General features: G+C 68.5%; 20 protein-coding genes. 13 read left to right on the top strand and 7 right to left on the bottom strand.

The features are described 5' to 3' along the window. Positions 1–48 precede the first annotated feature (48 nt). The 3 genes from QRT08_RS07365 to QRT08_RS07375 all read left to right on the top strand — a co-directional run bounded on the left by QRT08_RS07365 (position 49) and on the right by QRT08_RS07375 (position 3,971). A complete protein-coding gene (locus tag QRT08_RS07365) occupies positions 49–1,128 on the top strand; it encodes a M20 family metallopeptidase (RefSeq protein WP_286045288.1) in 1,080 nt (359 codons plus the stop codon). Positions 1,129–1,199: 71 nt separating this feature from the next. Next, positions 1,200–2,414, top strand: coding sequence for a putative sodium/potassium/calcium exchanger (locus QRT08_RS07370; protein WP_286045289.1), 1,215 nt, complete (start codon positions 1,200–1,202; stop codon positions 2,412–2,414). A 51-nt stretch (positions 2,415–2,465) separates the two neighbouring features. Next, the gene (locus tag QRT08_RS07375) at positions 2,466–3,971 is read left to right on the top strand and encodes a carboxypeptidase M32 (RefSeq protein WP_286045290.1); all 1,506 of its coding nucleotides are present in this window, start codon (positions 2,466–2,468) and stop codon (positions 3,969–3,971) included. 28 nt (positions 3,972–3,999) lie between these two features. On the opposite strand, the gene QRT08_RS07380 is transcribed toward QRT08_RS07375, so the two are convergent. Next, the gene (locus QRT08_RS07380; protein WP_286045291.1) at positions 4,000–4,647 is read right to left on the bottom strand and encodes an alpha/beta hydrolase; all 648 of its coding nucleotides are present in this window, start codon (positions 4,645–4,647) and stop codon (positions 4,000–4,002) included. A gap of 78 nt (positions 4,648–4,725) precedes the next feature. On the opposite strand from QRT08_RS07380, the gene QRT08_RS07385 reads away from it, so the two are divergent. Genes QRT08_RS07385 through QRT08_RS07400 form a run of 4 tightly spaced genes read left to right on the top strand, consistent with a single transcriptional unit; the run spans position 4,726 to position 8,121 of the window. Then, positions 4,726–4,902, top strand: a complete 177-nt coding sequence (locus QRT08_RS07385) for an HVO_0416 family zinc finger protein (RefSeq protein ID WP_286045292.1) — start codon at positions 4,726–4,728, stop codon at positions 4,900–4,902. 49 nt (positions 4,903–4,951) lie between these two features. Next, complete coding sequence (locus QRT08_RS07390) at positions 4,952–5,110, top strand: DUF7563 family protein (RefSeq protein ID WP_286045293.1); 159 nt, start codon at positions 4,952–4,954, stop codon at positions 5,108–5,110. 47 nt (positions 5,111–5,157) lie between these two features. Beyond that, positions 5,158–6,996: a UvrD-helicase domain-containing protein gene (locus tag QRT08_RS07395; RefSeq protein WP_286045294.1), complete on the top strand. Its 1,839-nt coding sequence runs from the start codon at positions 5,158–5,160 to the stop codon at positions 6,994–6,996. Then, on the top strand, positions 6,997–8,121 hold the full coding sequence (locus tag QRT08_RS07400) for a M24 family metallopeptidase (RefSeq protein WP_286045295.1): 1,125 nt from the start codon (positions 6,997–6,999) through the stop codon (positions 8,119–8,121). Here the strand turns inward: QRT08_RS07400 and QRT08_RS07405 are convergent. The 3 genes from QRT08_RS07405 to QRT08_RS07415 are packed head-to-tail and all read right to left on the bottom strand — an operon-like array spanning position 8,102 to position 9,146. Beyond that, the gene (locus QRT08_RS07405; protein ID WP_286045296.1) at positions 8,102–8,545 is read right to left on the bottom strand and encodes a pyridoxamine 5'-phosphate oxidase family protein; all 444 of its coding nucleotides are present in this window, start codon (positions 8,543–8,545) and stop codon (positions 8,102–8,104) included. The genes QRT08_RS07400 and QRT08_RS07405 overlap by 20 nt on opposite strands. A 49-nt stretch (positions 8,546–8,594) precedes the next feature. Next, positions 8,595–8,825, bottom strand: a complete 231-nt coding sequence (locus QRT08_RS07410) for a DUF7533 family protein (protein ID WP_286045297.1) — start codon at positions 8,823–8,825, stop codon at positions 8,595–8,597. A gap of 57 nt (positions 8,826–8,882) precedes the next feature. Continuing rightward, positions 8,883–9,146 carry a DUF7533 family protein gene (locus QRT08_RS07415; protein WP_286045298.1) on the bottom strand — a complete coding sequence of 88 codons (264 nt, stop codon included), beginning with the start codon at positions 9,144–9,146 and terminating at the stop codon, positions 8,883–8,885. Positions 9,147–9,250: 104 nt separating this feature from the next. Between QRT08_RS07415 and QRT08_RS07420 the strand changes: the two genes are divergently transcribed. Beyond that, complete coding sequence (locus tag QRT08_RS07420) at positions 9,251–9,850, top strand: riboflavin synthase (RefSeq protein WP_286045299.1); 600 nt, start codon at positions 9,251–9,253, stop codon at positions 9,848–9,850. Here the strand turns inward: QRT08_RS07420 and QRT08_RS07425 are convergent. Next, positions 9,819–10,838 (bottom strand): PrsW family intramembrane metalloprotease, encoded by a 1,020-nt coding sequence (locus QRT08_RS07425; protein ID WP_286045300.1) that lies wholly within the window; start codon positions 10,836–10,838, stop codon positions 9,819–9,821. The genes QRT08_RS07420 and QRT08_RS07425 overlap by 32 nt on opposite strands. A 306-nt stretch (positions 10,839–11,144) precedes the next feature. On the opposite strand from QRT08_RS07425, the gene QRT08_RS07430 reads away from it, so the two are divergent. Both QRT08_RS07430 and QRT08_RS07435 read left to right on the top strand, forming a co-directional pair. Continuing rightward, on the top strand, positions 11,145–11,519 hold the full coding sequence (locus tag QRT08_RS07430; RefSeq protein WP_286045301.1) for a DUF7532 family protein: 375 nt from the start codon (positions 11,145–11,147) through the stop codon (positions 11,517–11,519). Continuing rightward, complete coding sequence (locus QRT08_RS07435) at positions 11,516–12,865, top strand: DUF402 domain-containing protein (protein ID WP_286045302.1); 1,350 nt, start codon at positions 11,516–11,518, stop codon at positions 12,863–12,865. The genes QRT08_RS07430 and QRT08_RS07435 overlap by 4 nt, the downstream gene beginning before the upstream one ends. Here the strand turns inward: QRT08_RS07435 and QRT08_RS07440 are convergent. Further along, positions 12,862–13,254 carry a DUF5611 family protein gene (locus QRT08_RS07440; protein ID WP_286045303.1) on the bottom strand — a complete coding sequence of 131 codons (393 nt, stop codon included), beginning with the start codon at positions 13,252–13,254 and terminating at the stop codon, positions 12,862–12,864. The genes QRT08_RS07435 and QRT08_RS07440 overlap by 4 nt on opposite strands. A 39-nt stretch (positions 13,255–13,293) precedes the next feature. Further along, complete coding sequence (locus QRT08_RS07445) at positions 13,294–14,094, bottom strand: DUF7093 family protein (protein ID WP_286045304.1); 801 nt, start codon at positions 14,092–14,094, stop codon at positions 13,294–13,296. 106 nt (positions 14,095–14,200) lie between these two features. Here QRT08_RS07445 and QRT08_RS07450 point away from each other — a divergent pair, with 106 nt between their 5' ends. The 3 genes from QRT08_RS07450 (at position 14,201) to QRT08_RS07460 (ending at position 16,091) form a co-directional block, all read left to right on the top strand. Further along, positions 14,201–14,491 (top strand): DUF6432 family protein, encoded by a 291-nt coding sequence (locus QRT08_RS07450; protein WP_286045305.1) that lies wholly within the window; start codon positions 14,201–14,203, stop codon positions 14,489–14,491. A gap of 61 nt (positions 14,492–14,552) precedes the next feature. After that, positions 14,553–15,632 carry a CAF17-like 4Fe-4S cluster assembly/insertion protein YgfZ gene (gene ygfZ, locus QRT08_RS07455; RefSeq protein WP_286045306.1) on the top strand — a complete coding sequence of 360 codons (1,080 nt, stop codon included), beginning with the start codon at positions 14,553–14,555 and terminating at the stop codon, positions 15,630–15,632. Positions 15,633–15,707: 75 nt separating this feature from the next. Next, positions 15,708–16,091, top strand: a complete 384-nt coding sequence (locus QRT08_RS07460; RefSeq protein WP_286045307.1) for a hypothetical protein — start codon at positions 15,708–15,710, stop codon at positions 16,089–16,091.

Genomic DNA, 16,091 nt, shown 5'->3' on the forward strand with positions numbered 1-16,091 from the left:
GACGGGCGTCCACGTCCCTATAAGGGGGCGGACCCCGTCGGCCCGCGCATGACCCACGACGTGCGGACGCTCACCCGGGAGCTCGTCTCGATCCCCAGCCACACGGACGAAACCGCGGCGGGCGATTCCATCGAACAGTGGCTCCGCGAGCGCACGGACGCCGAGGTGACCCGCGACGAGGCGGGGAGCGTGTTCGCCCGGAAGGGGACGGGGGAGGGCCCAACGCTCGCGCTCGTCGGGCATCACGACGTGGTGCCGCCCGCGGACGAGCAGGTCGACGGCGGCGAGTACCTGCTTGAAGAGCGCGACGGTCGGCTCTACGGCCGCGGGACCGCCGACATGAAGGGGGCGGTGGCGGCGGCGATGTGTGCGTTCAGAGATACGACCCCGGCGGGCGAACTCGTCTTCGTCAGTTTCGTCGGCGAGGAGTCAGGAGGCACGGGCGCACGGTTCGCCATCGAGGAGGGCTTCGCCCCCGAGTACGCCATCGTCTGCGAGGGCTCGACGAACTACTCGAAGGAGGGCGTGACGGACGTGGTGGTCGCGCACAAGGGCCGCCGAGGAAGTACGATCACCGCCCGCGGGACGGCGAGCCACGCGAGCGAACCCGAGGCAGGTGAGAACGCGATCTACCGGGCCTGCGAGGCGGTCGAGTTCGTGCGCGGGATCGACGCCCCCGAGACCACCGTGCTGGGCAACCCCCTGTCGGGATCGGTCGCCGTCACCGAGATCGAGGGCGGGTCGGCGATGAACGTGATCCCCGAGCGCTGTACGGCGACGGTCGACGAGCGCACCGTCCCCGGCGAGCGCGCACCCCTCGAACGGGTGAGCGAGCTACCGGGGGTGGAGTGGACGGTCGATGGGGACCTCCCGCCGATGCGCTGTTCGGACGAGGGGTTCGCCCGGACGGTGCTCGATGCGGCCCGCGAGGTCCAGCAGGGACGACCGGAACTCGTCTCGAAGCCCCACGCGACGGACGCGGGCTGGCTCGCGGGGGCGGGCACCGCCTGCGTGGTGTGTGGGGCCTCCGAGCCGGGCGAGGCCCACACGCGGGACGAGAGCGTCTCGCTCGCGGTCCTGGATCGGTGTTACCGGCTGTACCGCGAGGCCGCGGCGCGATTCGTGTAACTCGATCGGAAACATACGGAAGACGACCTAAGCACAGGTCTTTGCGCCTCGGCGCGCAAGCGGGGGGTGACGTGAGCCGCTCTCAGTCCCCCGGACCGCCGAGACCGAAACCACGCACGGACGCCGAGAGTACCGAGACCACCGAGAACGCCGACTGGAAGCGCCCCCAGCAGATACTGCTGGTGGCCGGGATCGCCCTGTTCGTCATCGGGTTGATCGCGACGCTCGGGCTGCCGGCGCTCGACCTCGGATCGTTCGGGACCGACAGCCCCGGCGACGGCTCGCCGCCCGGCGTCGCGGACGACAACGACTCCGACGAGGGGGCCGGCGACTCCGGCGGCGGTGACGACGGGAACGGAACGAGCGACGGTGGCGGTGACGACGGCGGAAGCGACGACGGCGAGAGCAGCGGCGATGGCGGGAGCGACAGCGGGGACGACTCGGGCGAGGGTGACGGCGGCGACGACAATAGTAGCGACGAGGGAGACGACGGCAGTAGCGACGACAGCGAATCCGAACAGGACGGTGGCGAGGGTGACGACAGCGGCACTCCGGTCATCGGCGGTGACGACCAGAACGGCGACGATCAGGCCGACGACGAGGGCCAGAGTGGCGACGAGGAGGGTGGCGATAACCAGAGCGACGAGCAGACGGACGGCGATGAGGGTCAGAGCGGCGACAGCGAGAACGGGCAGGACGACACAGCAAACGAGGGCGATGGGAGTGACGACCAGAGCGACGACGGCAACCAGTCCGAGCAGGACGGACAAGACGGGAGCGGCGAGGGTGACGATCAGAGCGGCGACAACGAGAGCGGAGACGACAGCGACGAGGGCGACGTTCCGGTCGACGAACCGAGCGTAGGCGACGGCACGGGCAACGAAACCGACGAGGGGACCGGCGACGGTACGGGCGCTGGCGAGGGCGACAACGCCGGTGACGGATCGGCAACCGACGGAGGTAACACCACCGACGGGGACGCTGAATCCGGCGACGGAAGCGCTGCCGGTGACGAATCGACCGGGGCCGATTCGGGAAATGAGGACGGCGGCGATAGCGACGGCCAAAACGGGGAATCAGACGACGGTGCCACTAACGGAACGGACGACGACGGCGACACGGTAGCGAGCGACGACAGCGATCCGGAGCCTAACGGGACCGATACAGAACCGACGGACGACGGGAACCGGACCGCGGCCAACGGGACCGATAGCTCGTCCGGGGACTCACTCGGAAACACCACTAACGAGAGCGGTTCGGACGGCGGCCTCGGGTTGATCGGCTGATCCGCTCGCCGCGACCACCGGGTTCATGTCGGGGCGTTTCGAATCGTAGGTATGGCTCAGTCCACGACCGAGACGGACACCTACGAGCGGTTCGCGGAGAAGGTACGGCGCATCGAGAACCTCTCCGCCGGCGGGAGCATGCTGCGCTGGGACCAGGAGGTCAAGATGCCCGACGACGGGATCCGAGCGCGCTCACAGCAGCTCTCGACCCTCTCTGCGGTGATCCACGAGGAGTTCACCGACGAGGAGATGGGCGAGTATCTGGATGAACTCGACGCCGCCGACCTCGACGACGAGCGGGCGGCGATGGTCCGGGAGATCCGCCGCCAGTACGAGCGAAAGACGCGCGTCCCGACCGAACTCGTCGAGGAGATCTCCCGGGCCACCTCCGAGGCGCTCCCGAAGTGGAAGGAGGCGAAAGCCGAGGACGACTTCTCGATCTTCGCGCCCGTACTGGAGGAGTTGATCGACCTCCAGAAGGAGTACGCCGCCCACGTCGACCCCGACGCCGATCCCTACGCGGTGCTCTTCGCCGAGTACGAACCCTACCTCGACCTCGAGACGGCCGAGGAGATGCTCGCGCGCCTGCGCGAGGAACTCGTCCCGCTGATCGACGCGGTCGCCGACTCCGAGGCCGAGGTGGCGACCGATGCGTTCTCGGGGGAGTTCGATCCCGCGACCCAGGAGGAACTGGCCCGCGACGCGCTCGACGCCCTCGGGTATAACTGGGATCGCGGCCGCCTCGACACCGCGCCACACCCCTTCTCGATCGGCAACCAGTTCGACGCCCGCGTCACCACCCGCTTCGACGAGTCGGACCTGCTGGGCGGGCTGACCAGCACGATCCACGAGTTCGGCCACGCGACCTATACCTTGGGACTGCCCGACGAGCACTACGGCACGCCGCTCGGCGACGCGCGCGATCTCACGGTCCACGAGTCCCAGTCGCGCCTCTGGGAGAACCACGTGGGACGCTCGCGGGCGTTCTGGGAGCACTTCCTCCCCCGGGTCGAGAAACGCTTCCCGCAGGTCGACGCAAGCGTCGAGGAGGCCTACGAGGCCGCCAACCAGGTCCACGACGACAACCTCATTCGCGTGGAGGCCGACGAACTCACCTATCACATGCACATCGTCCTCCGGTTCGAGATCGAGCGCGAACTCATCGAGGGCGACCTCGCCGTCGAGGAGATCCCCGAAACGTGGAACGAGAAGATGGAGGAATACCTCGGGATCCGACCCGACACCGATTCCGAAGGATGCCTGCAGGACATCCACTGGTCGCACGGTTCGTTCGGCTACTTCCCGACGTACTCGCTCGGGAGCGTGCTGGCCGCCCAACTCTACGCGAACGCCGAGGACGAGATCGACGATCTGGACGGGAGGATCCGCGAGGGCGAGTTCGACCCGCTGCGCGAGTGGCTCACCGAGAACGTCCACCGCCACGGCGCGCGCTACACGACGCCCGACCTGATCGAGGAGGCCACGGGCGAGGCGTTCACCGCGGACTACTTCCTCGAGTACGTGAAGGAGAAGTACGGCGACCTCTACGACCTCTGATCGACCACGGAACGGACGTCCCGGGCGATCAGAGCCGCTCGCGAACCCACTCGGCGACCGCGCGGATCTCCTCGGGGTGTGTGCCGTGGCCCACGGGATAGGTTTCGAAACGCACGTCCGCGCCGGCCCCGGCGAGGAGTTCGGCGGCCCGCTCGGCGCGCTCGACGGGGATGATCCGATCGGCCTCGCCCGCGCCGATGAACACCGGCTTGCCGCTCGCCCCGTCGACCCGATCCTCGTGGGAGTCGGCGAGATAGCCGTTCAGCGCGACGATCCAGTCGTACGCCTCGGGCCGTTCACACAGCGCCGCGAGGCTCGTGATCGCCCCCTGGCTGAACCCCAGCAGGCCGACCCGCTCAGGATCGATCCCGTAGGCCTCGACCGCCCACTCGACGAACTCGAAGAGCAGGTCGAGGCTCCGGCGGAACTCCTCGGGGTGGGGCTGGCTCGCGTGGAGCCCGCCCGCCGAGAGGTCGAGTTCGTACCACGTGTAGCCGCCCTGCAGCGGATCGGGCGCGCGGACGCTCAGGACGTGTAGCTCGTCCGGAAGCTCCGCGGCGATCGGGAGGAGGTCGCGTTCGTTCGTGCCGCGGCCGTGGATCAGCACGACCGCCGAGGCCGGTCCGTCCCGCGTTTCCGGTTCCTTGCTGACGTGTTCGAGCGGGGAATCGTCCATGCGTTCGATATGACCGCCGGATATAAATCATCTGTCCGCCCGAAACGTTATGTACTGTCGTGGTATACCCTACCACGTATGGCTACCGCACCCGACGGCGACGACATGTTCGACCAGTTCCTGTCCCAGCGCGGGCACGAGACGGAACCGGCAGGGTGGGACACCGACTACAACAAGAAGCAGTGTCCCGAGTGCGGGGGCCTTCACGATCAGGCCGCGTCGGACTGTACGGTCTGTGGGTGGGAGCCGCGATAGCTCGACGAACGGAACTATTTATTGGCCGCCGCGCGTGAGAACCGATCAAATGCCCGAGTGTCAGAACTGTGGTTCGTTCGTGACCGAGGCGTACGTCCGGGTGTTCACCCCGACGGACGTGGACGCACCGCGCGTCTGCCCGGACTGCGAGGACCTGATCCGTGACGGCGCGGAGATACGAAAGGCGCGCTCCTCGCGCGGCGGCTGAGGGCGAATCCACGGGGCTTATCACCGACAGGCACGTGATGTCGTGCAATGGCTGATACACAGGTCACCCGACTGTTCGGTGGGCCGGGCAGCGGGAAGACGACGGCGCTGCTCGACCGGGTCGAGGAGATCCTCGACGGCGGCGAGGTCGCCGTCAACGACGTGCTGGTAGTCTCGTATACGCGCGCGGCGGCCGCCGAGATCCGCGAGCGTCTCGCAGAGCGACTCGAGATCTCGCCGCGAAGCCTGCAGGGCAACGTCTGTACGATGCACGCGAAGGCCTACGAACTGCTGGACCTCTCGCGTGGCGACGTCGTCGGCGAGAAGCAGAAAAAGGAGTTCTGTGAGTCCTACGGGCTGGAGTTCGAGGACGAGTACAGCGGGGCCGGACGACGGACCGCCCGCTCGACCACGCTGGGCAACAAGATCATCGCCACGAGCCAGTGGCTCCAGCGCACCAATAGAGAGGTCGGCGACTGGTACGACGTCCCCTTCCAGTGGAACGACGAGGAGGTGCGCCTGCCCCCCGAGATCGACGAGCGCTCGCTGTCGGGCAACAAGTACACCCCGACGTGGCCGAGCGACGACGACCGGGTCGACATCCCCGAGGCGATCCGCGCGTGGCGCGCCTACAAGGGCGAGGAGGGGCTCGTCGGCTTCGCCGACATGCTCGAACGGGTGAAACAGCGCTCGCTGGTCCCGAACGTCGACTACCTCGTGATCGACGAGTTCCAGGACATCACTACCCTGCAGTACGCCGTCTACGAGGAGTGGAAGCCCCACATGAGGGGCGTGCTGATCGCCGGCGACGACGACCAGGTCGTCTACGCCTGGCAGGGCGCGGACCCGAACCTCCTCCTGGACGCCGAGGTCGACGAGGACGTCGTCCTCCCGAACTCCTACCGGCTCCCCTCGCGGATCCTCGACGTGGTCAACCGGGAGGTGCGCCACATCGAGAAGCGCCAGGAGAAGGACCTCAACCCCCGCAAGGAGGGCGGGAAGGTCGAGGCGGTCGAGAGCCCCTCGATGCTCGATCTGGTGCGCAACGTCCGCGCGACGGTGGCGGAGACGCCCGACGAGACGGTGATGGTGCTCTTTCGGGCGCGCTACCAGATGTTCCAGTTCCTCGACGAGTTCATCTCCGAGGGAATGCCCTTCCGGGTGCTGACCGACCAGCGGATGTGGACCGACCGCCTCCAGCAGTTCATCTCCGCGGTCGAGAAGATCGACGCCGGCGAGGAGATCGACGGGCTCGAAGCCCGGCGGCTCGCCGACATGCTCGCCGATTCGGCGTTCAGCACGAACGACCGGGACGATCTATTCACCGAGATCGACGAACGAAAGGAGGCCGCTGGCGTCGACAACGTCGCCGAGATCACCGTCGACCCCGCGACGATCCGCGAGTACGCGCCGTTCGTCCCCGACCCCGTGTCGGCGGCGGACATGTCCCGCAAGATCACCAGCTTCCAGCGAAAGAGCGTCAAAGCCTACTTCGCGACGGGCACCTACGAGGGCGCGGACCCCGAGCGAGTTCGAATAGGAACGATCCACTCCGCGAAGGGCCGCGAGGCCGATCACGTCTTCGTCGCGACCGATTTGACCGAAAAAGTCGTCGAGCAGATGGCCGCGACGATCGAACAGGAGCAGGTCCCCATCGAGGAGGAGTTCACCCGGACGACGAGTCCGGTGCCGATGCTGACCGACAACGAACGGCGCGTCTTCTACGTCGGGATGAGCCGCGCCCGCGAGCGCCTCGTCCTGCTGGAGAACCTCGTCAACGGCGCGCCGACGCTACCGCTCGACGTGTTGCTCTGTAACGAGCCCCGCGAGGAGCCCATCGAGGAACTGATCGCGGAGGCCGACGCCCCCGAGGCCGAAGTCCACTAGATGGACGACGGGGCGCTCGACAGGGAACTCGACTCGCGGGGCGCCGACGCGTTCGTCCACGTCGGCGACCGGTTCGACGACTCGCTGCGGTACCTCACCCGGTTTTCGGGTCCGGATCGCGAGTACGCGTTCGTTTACGACGGCGATGCGTTTCTGTGTGCCCCCCGACTCTTCGAGAACCAGGCCCGGGAGGAGTTCTCGGGGACCGTCGTGAGCGCCGCCGAGCAAGAGGCGACGACCGCGGGCCAGCGCGCCGCCGAACTCGTCTCGGGGACCGTGCTGGTCCCCCGGTCGATCCCACACGACGCCGCCGTCTGGCTCGAACGTGCGGGCTGTGACCTCGAATCGACCGACGTCGTCGAGCGGATGCGAGCGCGGAAAACGGAGGGGGAGATCGACCGAATCCGGACGGTACAGGAGGCAGCCCAAACCGGCATGGCCCGCGCCGAGACGGTGCTGGCCTCGGCGAGTATCGAGGAGGGCTCACTCGAGTGGGAAGGTGAGGTGCTGACCACTGAACGGCTCCGCCGGGAGGTCAACGCCGCGATGGCGCTCGAAGGGGTCCGCGACGCCGGCAACACCGTGATCGGCGCGGGCGAGCGCTGTGCGGACCTGCATTTCGCCGGCGACGTCCCGATACGACGCGGCGAGACCGTCCTGCTCGACCTCTCGCCGCGCGGCCCGGAGGGGTACTACGGCGACCTCTCCAGAACGTTCGTCGTCGACCCGGAGGGGGGCTGGGAGCGCCGGGCGTACGTCGCCGTCGAGCGCGCCCAAGATGCCGCCTTCGAGGCGCTCTCGGACGGTGCGGGAACGCTCGCGAGTACGGTTCACGAGGAGACCGCCGCCGAGATCAGTGCATATGGATTTCGGCCCGACGGATCGCCGGGGTTCACCCACGGCACGGGCCACGGCGTGGGGATGAGCCTCCACGAGGCGCCCTCGCTACGTTCGAATACCGAGTTGGAGGCGGGGATGGTGCTGACGGTCGAACCGGGCGTCTACGACCCCCAAGAGGGCGGCGTTCGGATCGAGGACCTCGTACTCGTGCGCGAGGAGGGGTTCGAGAACCTCACGGAGTACCCCCGGTCGCTCGTTCCCGAGGTCAGGTCGTCCGACCGGTAACGGTTTCGACCGCGAGTTCGTAGATCGTCGGCTCGACCGCTTCGATCGCCTCGTCGAACACCCTGAGTGGCGTGAACAGCGCGTTGATGGCCGCGTCGTCGAGGTCCCGTTCCGCGGGGCTGATCGGCCCCCGGAGGACGATGCTCCAGGAGTCGTCCGGCGGTTCGGTGTCGTAGACGACGAGCGCCGCCCGCGCGGTCGATTCGAGATACGCGGCCTTCTCGCTGCCCGCGTGGATGGCGAGGCGGAAGTAGACGCGGTCGTCATCGCGGTGAAAGGCCACCGGAATCGCGTAGGCGTCGTCGCCCGCGGCGAGCGCGAGGACGCCCGTCTCGGCGTCCGCCAACCGCCTCGCGACCGCCTCGTCGTCCATCCCCCGCGTGTAGGTGTACTCGACGTCCCCCATCCCCGAGCGCTCGCTCATGCCATCGATACGCCGGGTCGGTGGATACGTGTTGTGCCCCGTGGGGGCGTCAATCGCCGCGCCTGAAGGGGAGCCGGCCGAGCAGCCACTCGCGCGGGCTGCCGACCTGGCGGGCGACGTACTCGGGAAGGAGGAGCATCGCGGCGGCGATCACGAGAAAGGCGACCCCGAAGACCGTCCGACCCATGGCGAGGAACTCGAAGCCGACGAGCCCCAGCGGGATGGCGAAGATCAGCCCGGAACCCAGTTGGATCATGTCGATGATGCCGGGGAGTTTCATGCCCCGCGTTGATCGCCGGCGGCCAAAAACCCTGGCGGGCCGGCCGAGCCGCCGTGATCACTCCGAGCGGTCGTGTTCGTCGTTCTCCTCGGGCGTTTTGGCGATCGTTCCGACGGCGGTCTCGACGACCTCGGCGGGGAGGTCCATCGGCGTCGTGAGCATCTGGGGGAGCAGCACCATCGCCGCCGCGACGACGACCAGCCCGCCGCCCAGTATCGTCTGGCCGTCGAGAAGCCGGTTCAGCCCGAACACGCCGACCGGAAGGGCGAACACGAGCGAGGCCGCCAGCCCGATCATATCCAGAATCCCCAGATGCGCCATCGAGCGGCCGTAAACGCCCGACGAATATAACCCATCCGACCGTTCAATCGATGCCGACGAGTCCCCGACGGAACCCTTTCGTGTCGATCCCCCCAAGCCGAGGTATGTTCACCGGGATAATCGAGGAAGTAGGAGAAATCCGCTCGCGGACCGAAGCCGACGACGGCCTGCGCCTGCGGGTCGCCTGTCGGTTCGCGGGCGACCTCGAGAGCGGCCAGAGCGTGAGCGTCAACGGCGCGTGTCTGACCGTCGAGGAGAGCGACCGGGGAAGCTTCGAGGTGTTCCTCGCCGCCGAGACCGTCTCGCGGACCTACCTCGGGGAGCTACGGGAGGGCGATCGGGTCAACCTCGAACGCGCGATGCCCGCCGACGGGCGGTTCGACGGCCACCTCGTGCAGGGACACGTCGACGGCGTCGGCGAGGTCCGCGGGATCGAGGAGGTGGGCGAGGACTGGCGATTCGCGTTCTCGCTGCCCGCCGAGGTCGAGAGCTACGTCGTCGAGAAGGGCTCGATCACCGTCGACGGGATCAGCCTCACCGTCGCGGCGCTCTCCGAGGGGTTCTCGGTTGCGATCATCCCGACGACGTACGAGGAGACGACGCTCTCGGGGAAGTCGGTGGGCGACCCCGTTCACCTCGAGGCGGACGTGATCGCCAAGTACGTCGAGCGGGTCAGCGCTCCGTATCGGGATCGAACTCCGTGAGTTCGGGGGTCGGTTCGTCCTCGCCTCGCACGATCCCGGCGTCGGCGTAGGCCCGCCGGTAGGCCGAGAGCTTCCGGTAGAGGAAGTACCCCACCAGCCCGTCGTAGAGGACGATGAAGCCGATCAGGGCGACGGCGGGCGTGATCCAGCTCGCGGCCGCGACGAGCAGGCTCGGGACGACTCCCGAGAGCGTGTTGTACAGCCCGTGGAAGAACGCGGCGATCAACACCCCCTTGATGACGATCGGGCCGGCGTTCTCGCGGTTGAACTTCGCCAACCCGAGGTAGTAGCCCGCGATCGACGAATAGAGGACGTGGCCCGGCCCCGCGAGCGCGCGGGTCGCGGCGGTGTCGCCCGCGGCGCCGATCACCTCGATCCCGGCGAGGCCGGCCTCCAGGCCCCGCGTGATGTATATCGCGTTCTCGATGGTCGCGAAACCGAGGCCGGCGGCCGCGCCGTAGACCGCCCCGTCGATGACGGCGTCGAAGCGGACGTCGCGGTAGGCGAACAGACGCACCGCCAGCAGTTTGACCGTCTCCTCGACGGGGCCGACCACGAGGAAGAAGAACAGTGGCAGGCCGATCAGCGCGGGCAGCGCGCCGAACGCCGGCTGGAGAAGTGAGTTGACGACGGCGGCGAACATCGCGAAGAGCACGGCGAGCAGGAAGGTGGCGACCAGCAGCGAGAGGGGTTCGCCCGTCGTCACGTCGATGTGCCAGATGTAGGCGGCGATGGCGAAGGCGGGCACCACCGAGAGGATCACCAGCACCCCGACCACGGGATCGGAGAGCGCACCCAGCCCCCCGAGGACGAACTGGGCGATCAGAAAGGCCAGCGCGAGGAGGACCACGAACGCCTTCGTGCCCGCGACGCCGACCCGATAGAGCCACGCCGCGAGCGTGTCGACCGCCGAGCGCCGTTCCCACGTCGAGACGTCGTAGAGGTCCCGGGAGCCGCGCGTCTCGCGATCGACCGGATCTCGCTGCATACCACCCGTACAGGAGGATTCCCCCTAACTTTTTGGACTCCGGCGGCGGTTCGGGCCGGGTGCGGGACGGCCCCGGCGGATCGCGCCCCGCTAGTATCCCCTAGTATACATTGGTCAGTATGAGGGAGGTCGTTAAGTACCACGGGTCGTGAGTACGTGTCACTGTGTTCAGCACCAGCCGCGGGATCCTGTACAGCGCCCCGCCGGGAGAGGACGACGCGTCCCGTCGATCCGAGGCCGACGCGCCGACCCCCGCACCCGCCGACGACTAGTCAGACTCAACAGACAGGGGCCCGAACCACGGGTATGCACTTCGATCAGCGCACCCAGCAGGCGCTTCGCGAGGCCGGCCTCGACCGGGAGGCGATCGTCGCGGCCTCCGATCGGGTCGCCGAACTCGTCGACGAGGACGCCGCCGAGTTGGAGGCCTTCTTCGAGACCCACGACACCGTCTACTCGGACATGGACCTCGCTCACAGTAGAGACGAATTCCCCGAGCACACCGTCGAGTACTGCGACATCTTCACCCACGGCTCCGACGTCCGCGGCTATCTCCGTTTCGACACCTGGGGCGTGCCCGTCGAGGGCGGGCGGGTCCTCGCCGAGGACTGCGTCGAACTCACGCTGGGTCCGACCGTCGATACTCGGGTACGGTTCGCTCCCTCGCGCGACGCGCTATGAGGGCCACGATCCGGGGGATCTACACGACCGCGCTCACGCGGCTGTTCTCGACGGCGGGCCACGAGGTCGTCCAGGCGACCGGCCCGATTCGCGAGCGTTTCGAGCGCGAGTTCGGGGACGGCCCCGCGGAGCTTTCCTGTACCACGAGCCGCGACCGACAGGGCGTCTCGCTCTCGGGGGGGCCGGAGGCCGTCGAGGAAGGACGGAGGCTGCTCGCCGTCGAGCGCGACACGTTCGTCTGGGACGATCCCACGCCGCTTGGCGCGGTTTTCGAGGGGCGGGTAGAGGGGACCCGCGGCGGCGGGGCGGTCGTCTCGCTCGAAGGGGGCGAGGGGTACCTCCCGTTCGACGACAGCGAGGAGTACGTCGAGGAGGGCGACACCCTCCGCGTGCAGGTCACGGAGCCGACCCCGCCGTGGAGCGACGACGACCCGCGGGTGTCGACGACGATCCGTGCGCGGACCCCCAGCGGTCTGGCGGCGCTTCGCGAGGGCGAGTCGGGGATCGACGCGCCCGACGCCGAAACCGCCGGATTGGTCGACCTGCTCTCGGTCGACGTTCCTGGGAACTGGGGCGTCTCGCTCGGGCGGCGTGCGCGGGAGGCGAACCTCTCGGACCTCGAAGCGGGCCTCTCGCGGGCGGCGGACCTCGCCGCGGCGTTCGAGAAAGGCGAGTTGAACCCGTACGCGACCGCGTGGTGCTGGTTCGGCCGCGAGAGCCGGTTTTCGCTCGACGAGGTACGACGGGAAGTCACGACCACGATGGCGGGCCACCACCGGATCAAGGCGGGGTCGAACCGGGCGAGCGACGCCGTCGACTTCGCTGAGGCGCTCTGTGAACCCGACGAGTTCCCGTTCGACGCCGTGGCGAGCCAGTTCGGGCCCCGGGAGGGCGACGACCTCGCGATGGAGCACGGCAAACCCGACGGGCGGGTGATCACGCTCGGGCGCGGCGAGGTGATCGAGTACGACCCCGAGGGCTCGATCACCCTTCGCCGCGAGATGACCGCCGGCGGGAGCTACGACGCCCTCGGGACCCCCCGCGAGTCGGGCGACGTGGCGATCACCACCCTGAAGGAGGGGCGGTGGTGGTATCCGACGACCTACCGGGACGGCGGGGGCGCGACCAAGGGGACCTACGTCAACGTCTGTACGCCCGTCGAACTGTTCCCGAAAAGCGCGAGATACGTCGACCTCCACGTCGACGTGGTCAAACACCCCGACGGAACCGTCGAGCGCGTCGACGGCGAGGAGTTGGACGAGGCGGTCGACGCCGGCCTCGTGAGCGACGAGTTGGCCGAGAAGGCCCGGGGCGTCGCGGCGGCGATCGAGCGCGCGCTGGCCTAGGCGTCGGGGACGTCGGCGTCCTTGTCTTCCACGTCGCGTTTCATCGACTCCCGGCGGGATTGGGCGTCCCTCCCCGTCGCTTCGAGCAGGAAGTCGTTTTTCGCGCTCACGGCGTCGGCGGCGGCGTCGGCGTTGCCCTCGGCGATGACGTCCTCGGCCGGACGCTCCTCGAAGTGGACGGCGAGTTTGTCCTTCTTGCCGCTGTAGGCGACCGCGCCGGCGACGATCCGCTCGAAGACCGGGTTGTCGGGGTCGTCGACCACGTAGAGGTCGCTGCCGTTGTACTCCTCGGTGTCGGTGATCGAACCGAAGTACTCCTCGATGGTCCCCTCCATGTCGGGGATGCGCTCCTCGAGGTGCTCGCCGCGTCGCATCTTGTATTCGCGCATTGGGCCCCGTTCGACAGCGGCGGATTTACGGGTTTCGTCTCAGGGCTCGCGCTCGGCCAGATAGCCCCGGTGACACTCCGGACAGATGTCGCCCGCGCGCAGCGAGTCGCGCTCGTCGAGGCCCGACGCCTCGCAGTTGGGGCAGTACAGCACCGTCTCGCCCCCCGCCCCGGCCGACCGGTCGGGTGCGGGCGTCGGGCCCGCGCTGACGAACGTCGGCTCCGAACCGCCCCCGGCGTCCGATCCCTCGGACGAGTCGATGATCTCCGCACCCTGATCGGCCTGCGGGGTGAGGCCGCCGCCGAAGTCGAGGTCCGTCTTCCCGCCGGGGGCCGTCGCGTCGAACCCCTCGTCCTCGCCCTCGACGCTCGGCCAGCCCGACGAGCCGCCGGCCCCCCGGTCGTGGTCATCGACCTCGGGCCACGCGCCCGGTTCGCGTTCCTCGCCCTCGATTCCGTCCTCGATGATCTCCGTGTCCTCGGTCGCGGGGTCGGCCTCGACGGTCGGTTCGCGCTCGTCCCCTCGGGGGCCGGCGTCCGACCCAGGTTCGGGGCCGGCCTCCGGGCGCGGTTCGATCCCGGGGCCCGCGGGGTCGGCGTCGGCCTCTCTCGACTCGGACTCGGGTCGGGGTCTGGCCGGGCCCGGTTGGGCGGTTCTGGGCCGTGGCTGGGAGCGCTGTGTGACCTCCGTGTTCTCGCTGATCGTCCTCGCCTTGCCACAGCGCGTGCAGCGCTCGAGTTCGACGACGCTGATGACCACCTCGTTGCCGCGTTCCTCGCGGTCGCGCTCGATCTCGCTTTCCCCGTATTCGTGACCGAGCAGTGAACAGCGGAGACTCATGGCTGTACCTACCGCGACAGGACCAAAAGAGTACTGCTCTTTCGGGTCTCGCTCCAGACGCCGGGTCAGCCCACAGTATAAATCCCTCGCCGTCGGAGTGGAGGGTATGGGGGCAAAGCGGGCGTACCGGAACCGGACGGACAGCGAGGTCGCCGTCCTCGACGCGCTGATCGAGCGACCGGAGGGCGGTATGACGGTCCTCGAACTGCGGACCCGCGCCGACGTGACGATCGACGAACTCGAGACCGCGCTCGGGGAGCTAAAGCGCGCGGACCTGATCACGGTCGAGAAGAACGGCGATCGAACCGTCATCCTGCCCGACGAGTCGGTCGTTCCCGATCCCGACAGCGAGGAGCCGTCGATCGTCGAGCGGCTCCGCGATCGACTGCCGTTCTAAGCGCCACGTTTTACCGGCGCGACACCCGAGTCAGCGGTATGGATACGGAGAGGAGCCGACGATGACCGTCCTCGAATCCTTCCACGCGAACCACGGCGCGACCTTCGAGGAGCGCGGCGGACGGACGGTTCCGAGACACTACGGCCGGCCCGAGCGAACCCACCAGGCCGTCAGGAACGGCGTCGGGATCGTCGAGATGGCCTACGGCGTCCTGACGATCACCGGCGACGACCGGGTGGAGTACGTCGACAACGTCGTCTCGAACCGGGTTCCTGAAAGCGACGGCGAGGGCCGGTACGCGCTGTTGTGTGACCCGCAGGGCCGGATCGAACTCGACCTCTATATTTATAACGCCGGCGAGCGCCTCCTGCTCTTTACCCCGCCCGGGCGTGCCCGAGGACTGGCCGAGGAGTGGCGCGAGAAGGTGTTCATCCAGGACGTCGGGATCGACGTGGCGAGCGACGACCTCTCGGTTCTGGGCGTTCACGGGCCGAAGGCCACCGAGAAGGTCGCGAGCGTCCTCAACAAGATCGGCGTCCCCGAGGGATCGCTCGTGTTCGATCGGGGGTCGATCAACGACGTGGGCGTGACCGTCATCGCCGCCGACGACCCCACGGGCGAGGACGGCTACGAGATCGTCTGTAGCGCCGCGGAGAGCGAGGCGGTGATGGACGCGCTGATCAACTACGGGACCGGGGCCGTGCCCTTCGGAACGCGAACGTGGGAGACGCTCACGCTCGAAGCCGGGACGCCGCTTTTCGAGAGCGAACTCGAGGGGAGGCTCCCGAACGTCCTCGGGCTCCGAAACGCCGTCGACTTCGAGAAGGGCTGTTTCGTCGGCCAGGAGGTGATCAGCCGCGTCGAGAACCGGGGGGAACCGAGCCGACGGCTCGTCGGGCTACGGTGTGAGGCGCTTCCAGAGGGCGGTACGGCGGTCTTCGACGGCGAGGCGGTCGGCGAGGTGACGCGGGCGATCGAGAGCCCCTCGCTCGGCGAGCCGATCGCGTTCGCGCTCGTGGAGTACGGGCTAGAGGGCGGGGAACTGACGATCGGGGCCGAGGGGGCGTCCGCGACGGTCGCGGAACTGCCGTTCGTCGAGGGGAGCGGGCGTTCGGCCCGGATACCCGAGTACGCCGAGTGACGTCCCCGTCGAGGCCCGTACCGACGTGGCGTCCGCCGGAGCCACGCTGAAGGGGGTCGGCGTCGATGCCACCGTATGGGACGAGATACCGACTTCGAACGGCTCGCCGAACGGATCCGAACGCACTCGATCGAGGCGTCGGGATCGAACACCGGTCGGGTGACGATGCGCGACCTCGACGAGGTGAGCCACGAGTCGCTTCGCGAACTGCTCGACGCGCTCGACGCCGACCCCGGCACCCGCGTCTTCTACCTCTCGCCGGCGAACGCCGACAGGGTTCTCGCGGGAACGGACGCGGACGACGTCGACGACCTGTCGGAGTGCCTCGGCCGCGACCTTCGGGTCGAGGAGTCGATGCCCGACGACACCGTCCTCCTCATGGATCCCGACGCGATCGACGGCGGGGAGGTCGCGGATCCGGGCGCGGTCGTCTGTGGCACCGTCGGCGACCGGACCTGA

Origin of the sequence: Halalkalicoccus sp. NIPERK01 (assembly GCF_030287405.1) — an archaeon.
Classification (GTDB): domain Archaea; phylum Halobacteriota; class Halobacteria; order Halobacteriales; family Halalkalicoccaceae; genus Halalkalicoccus.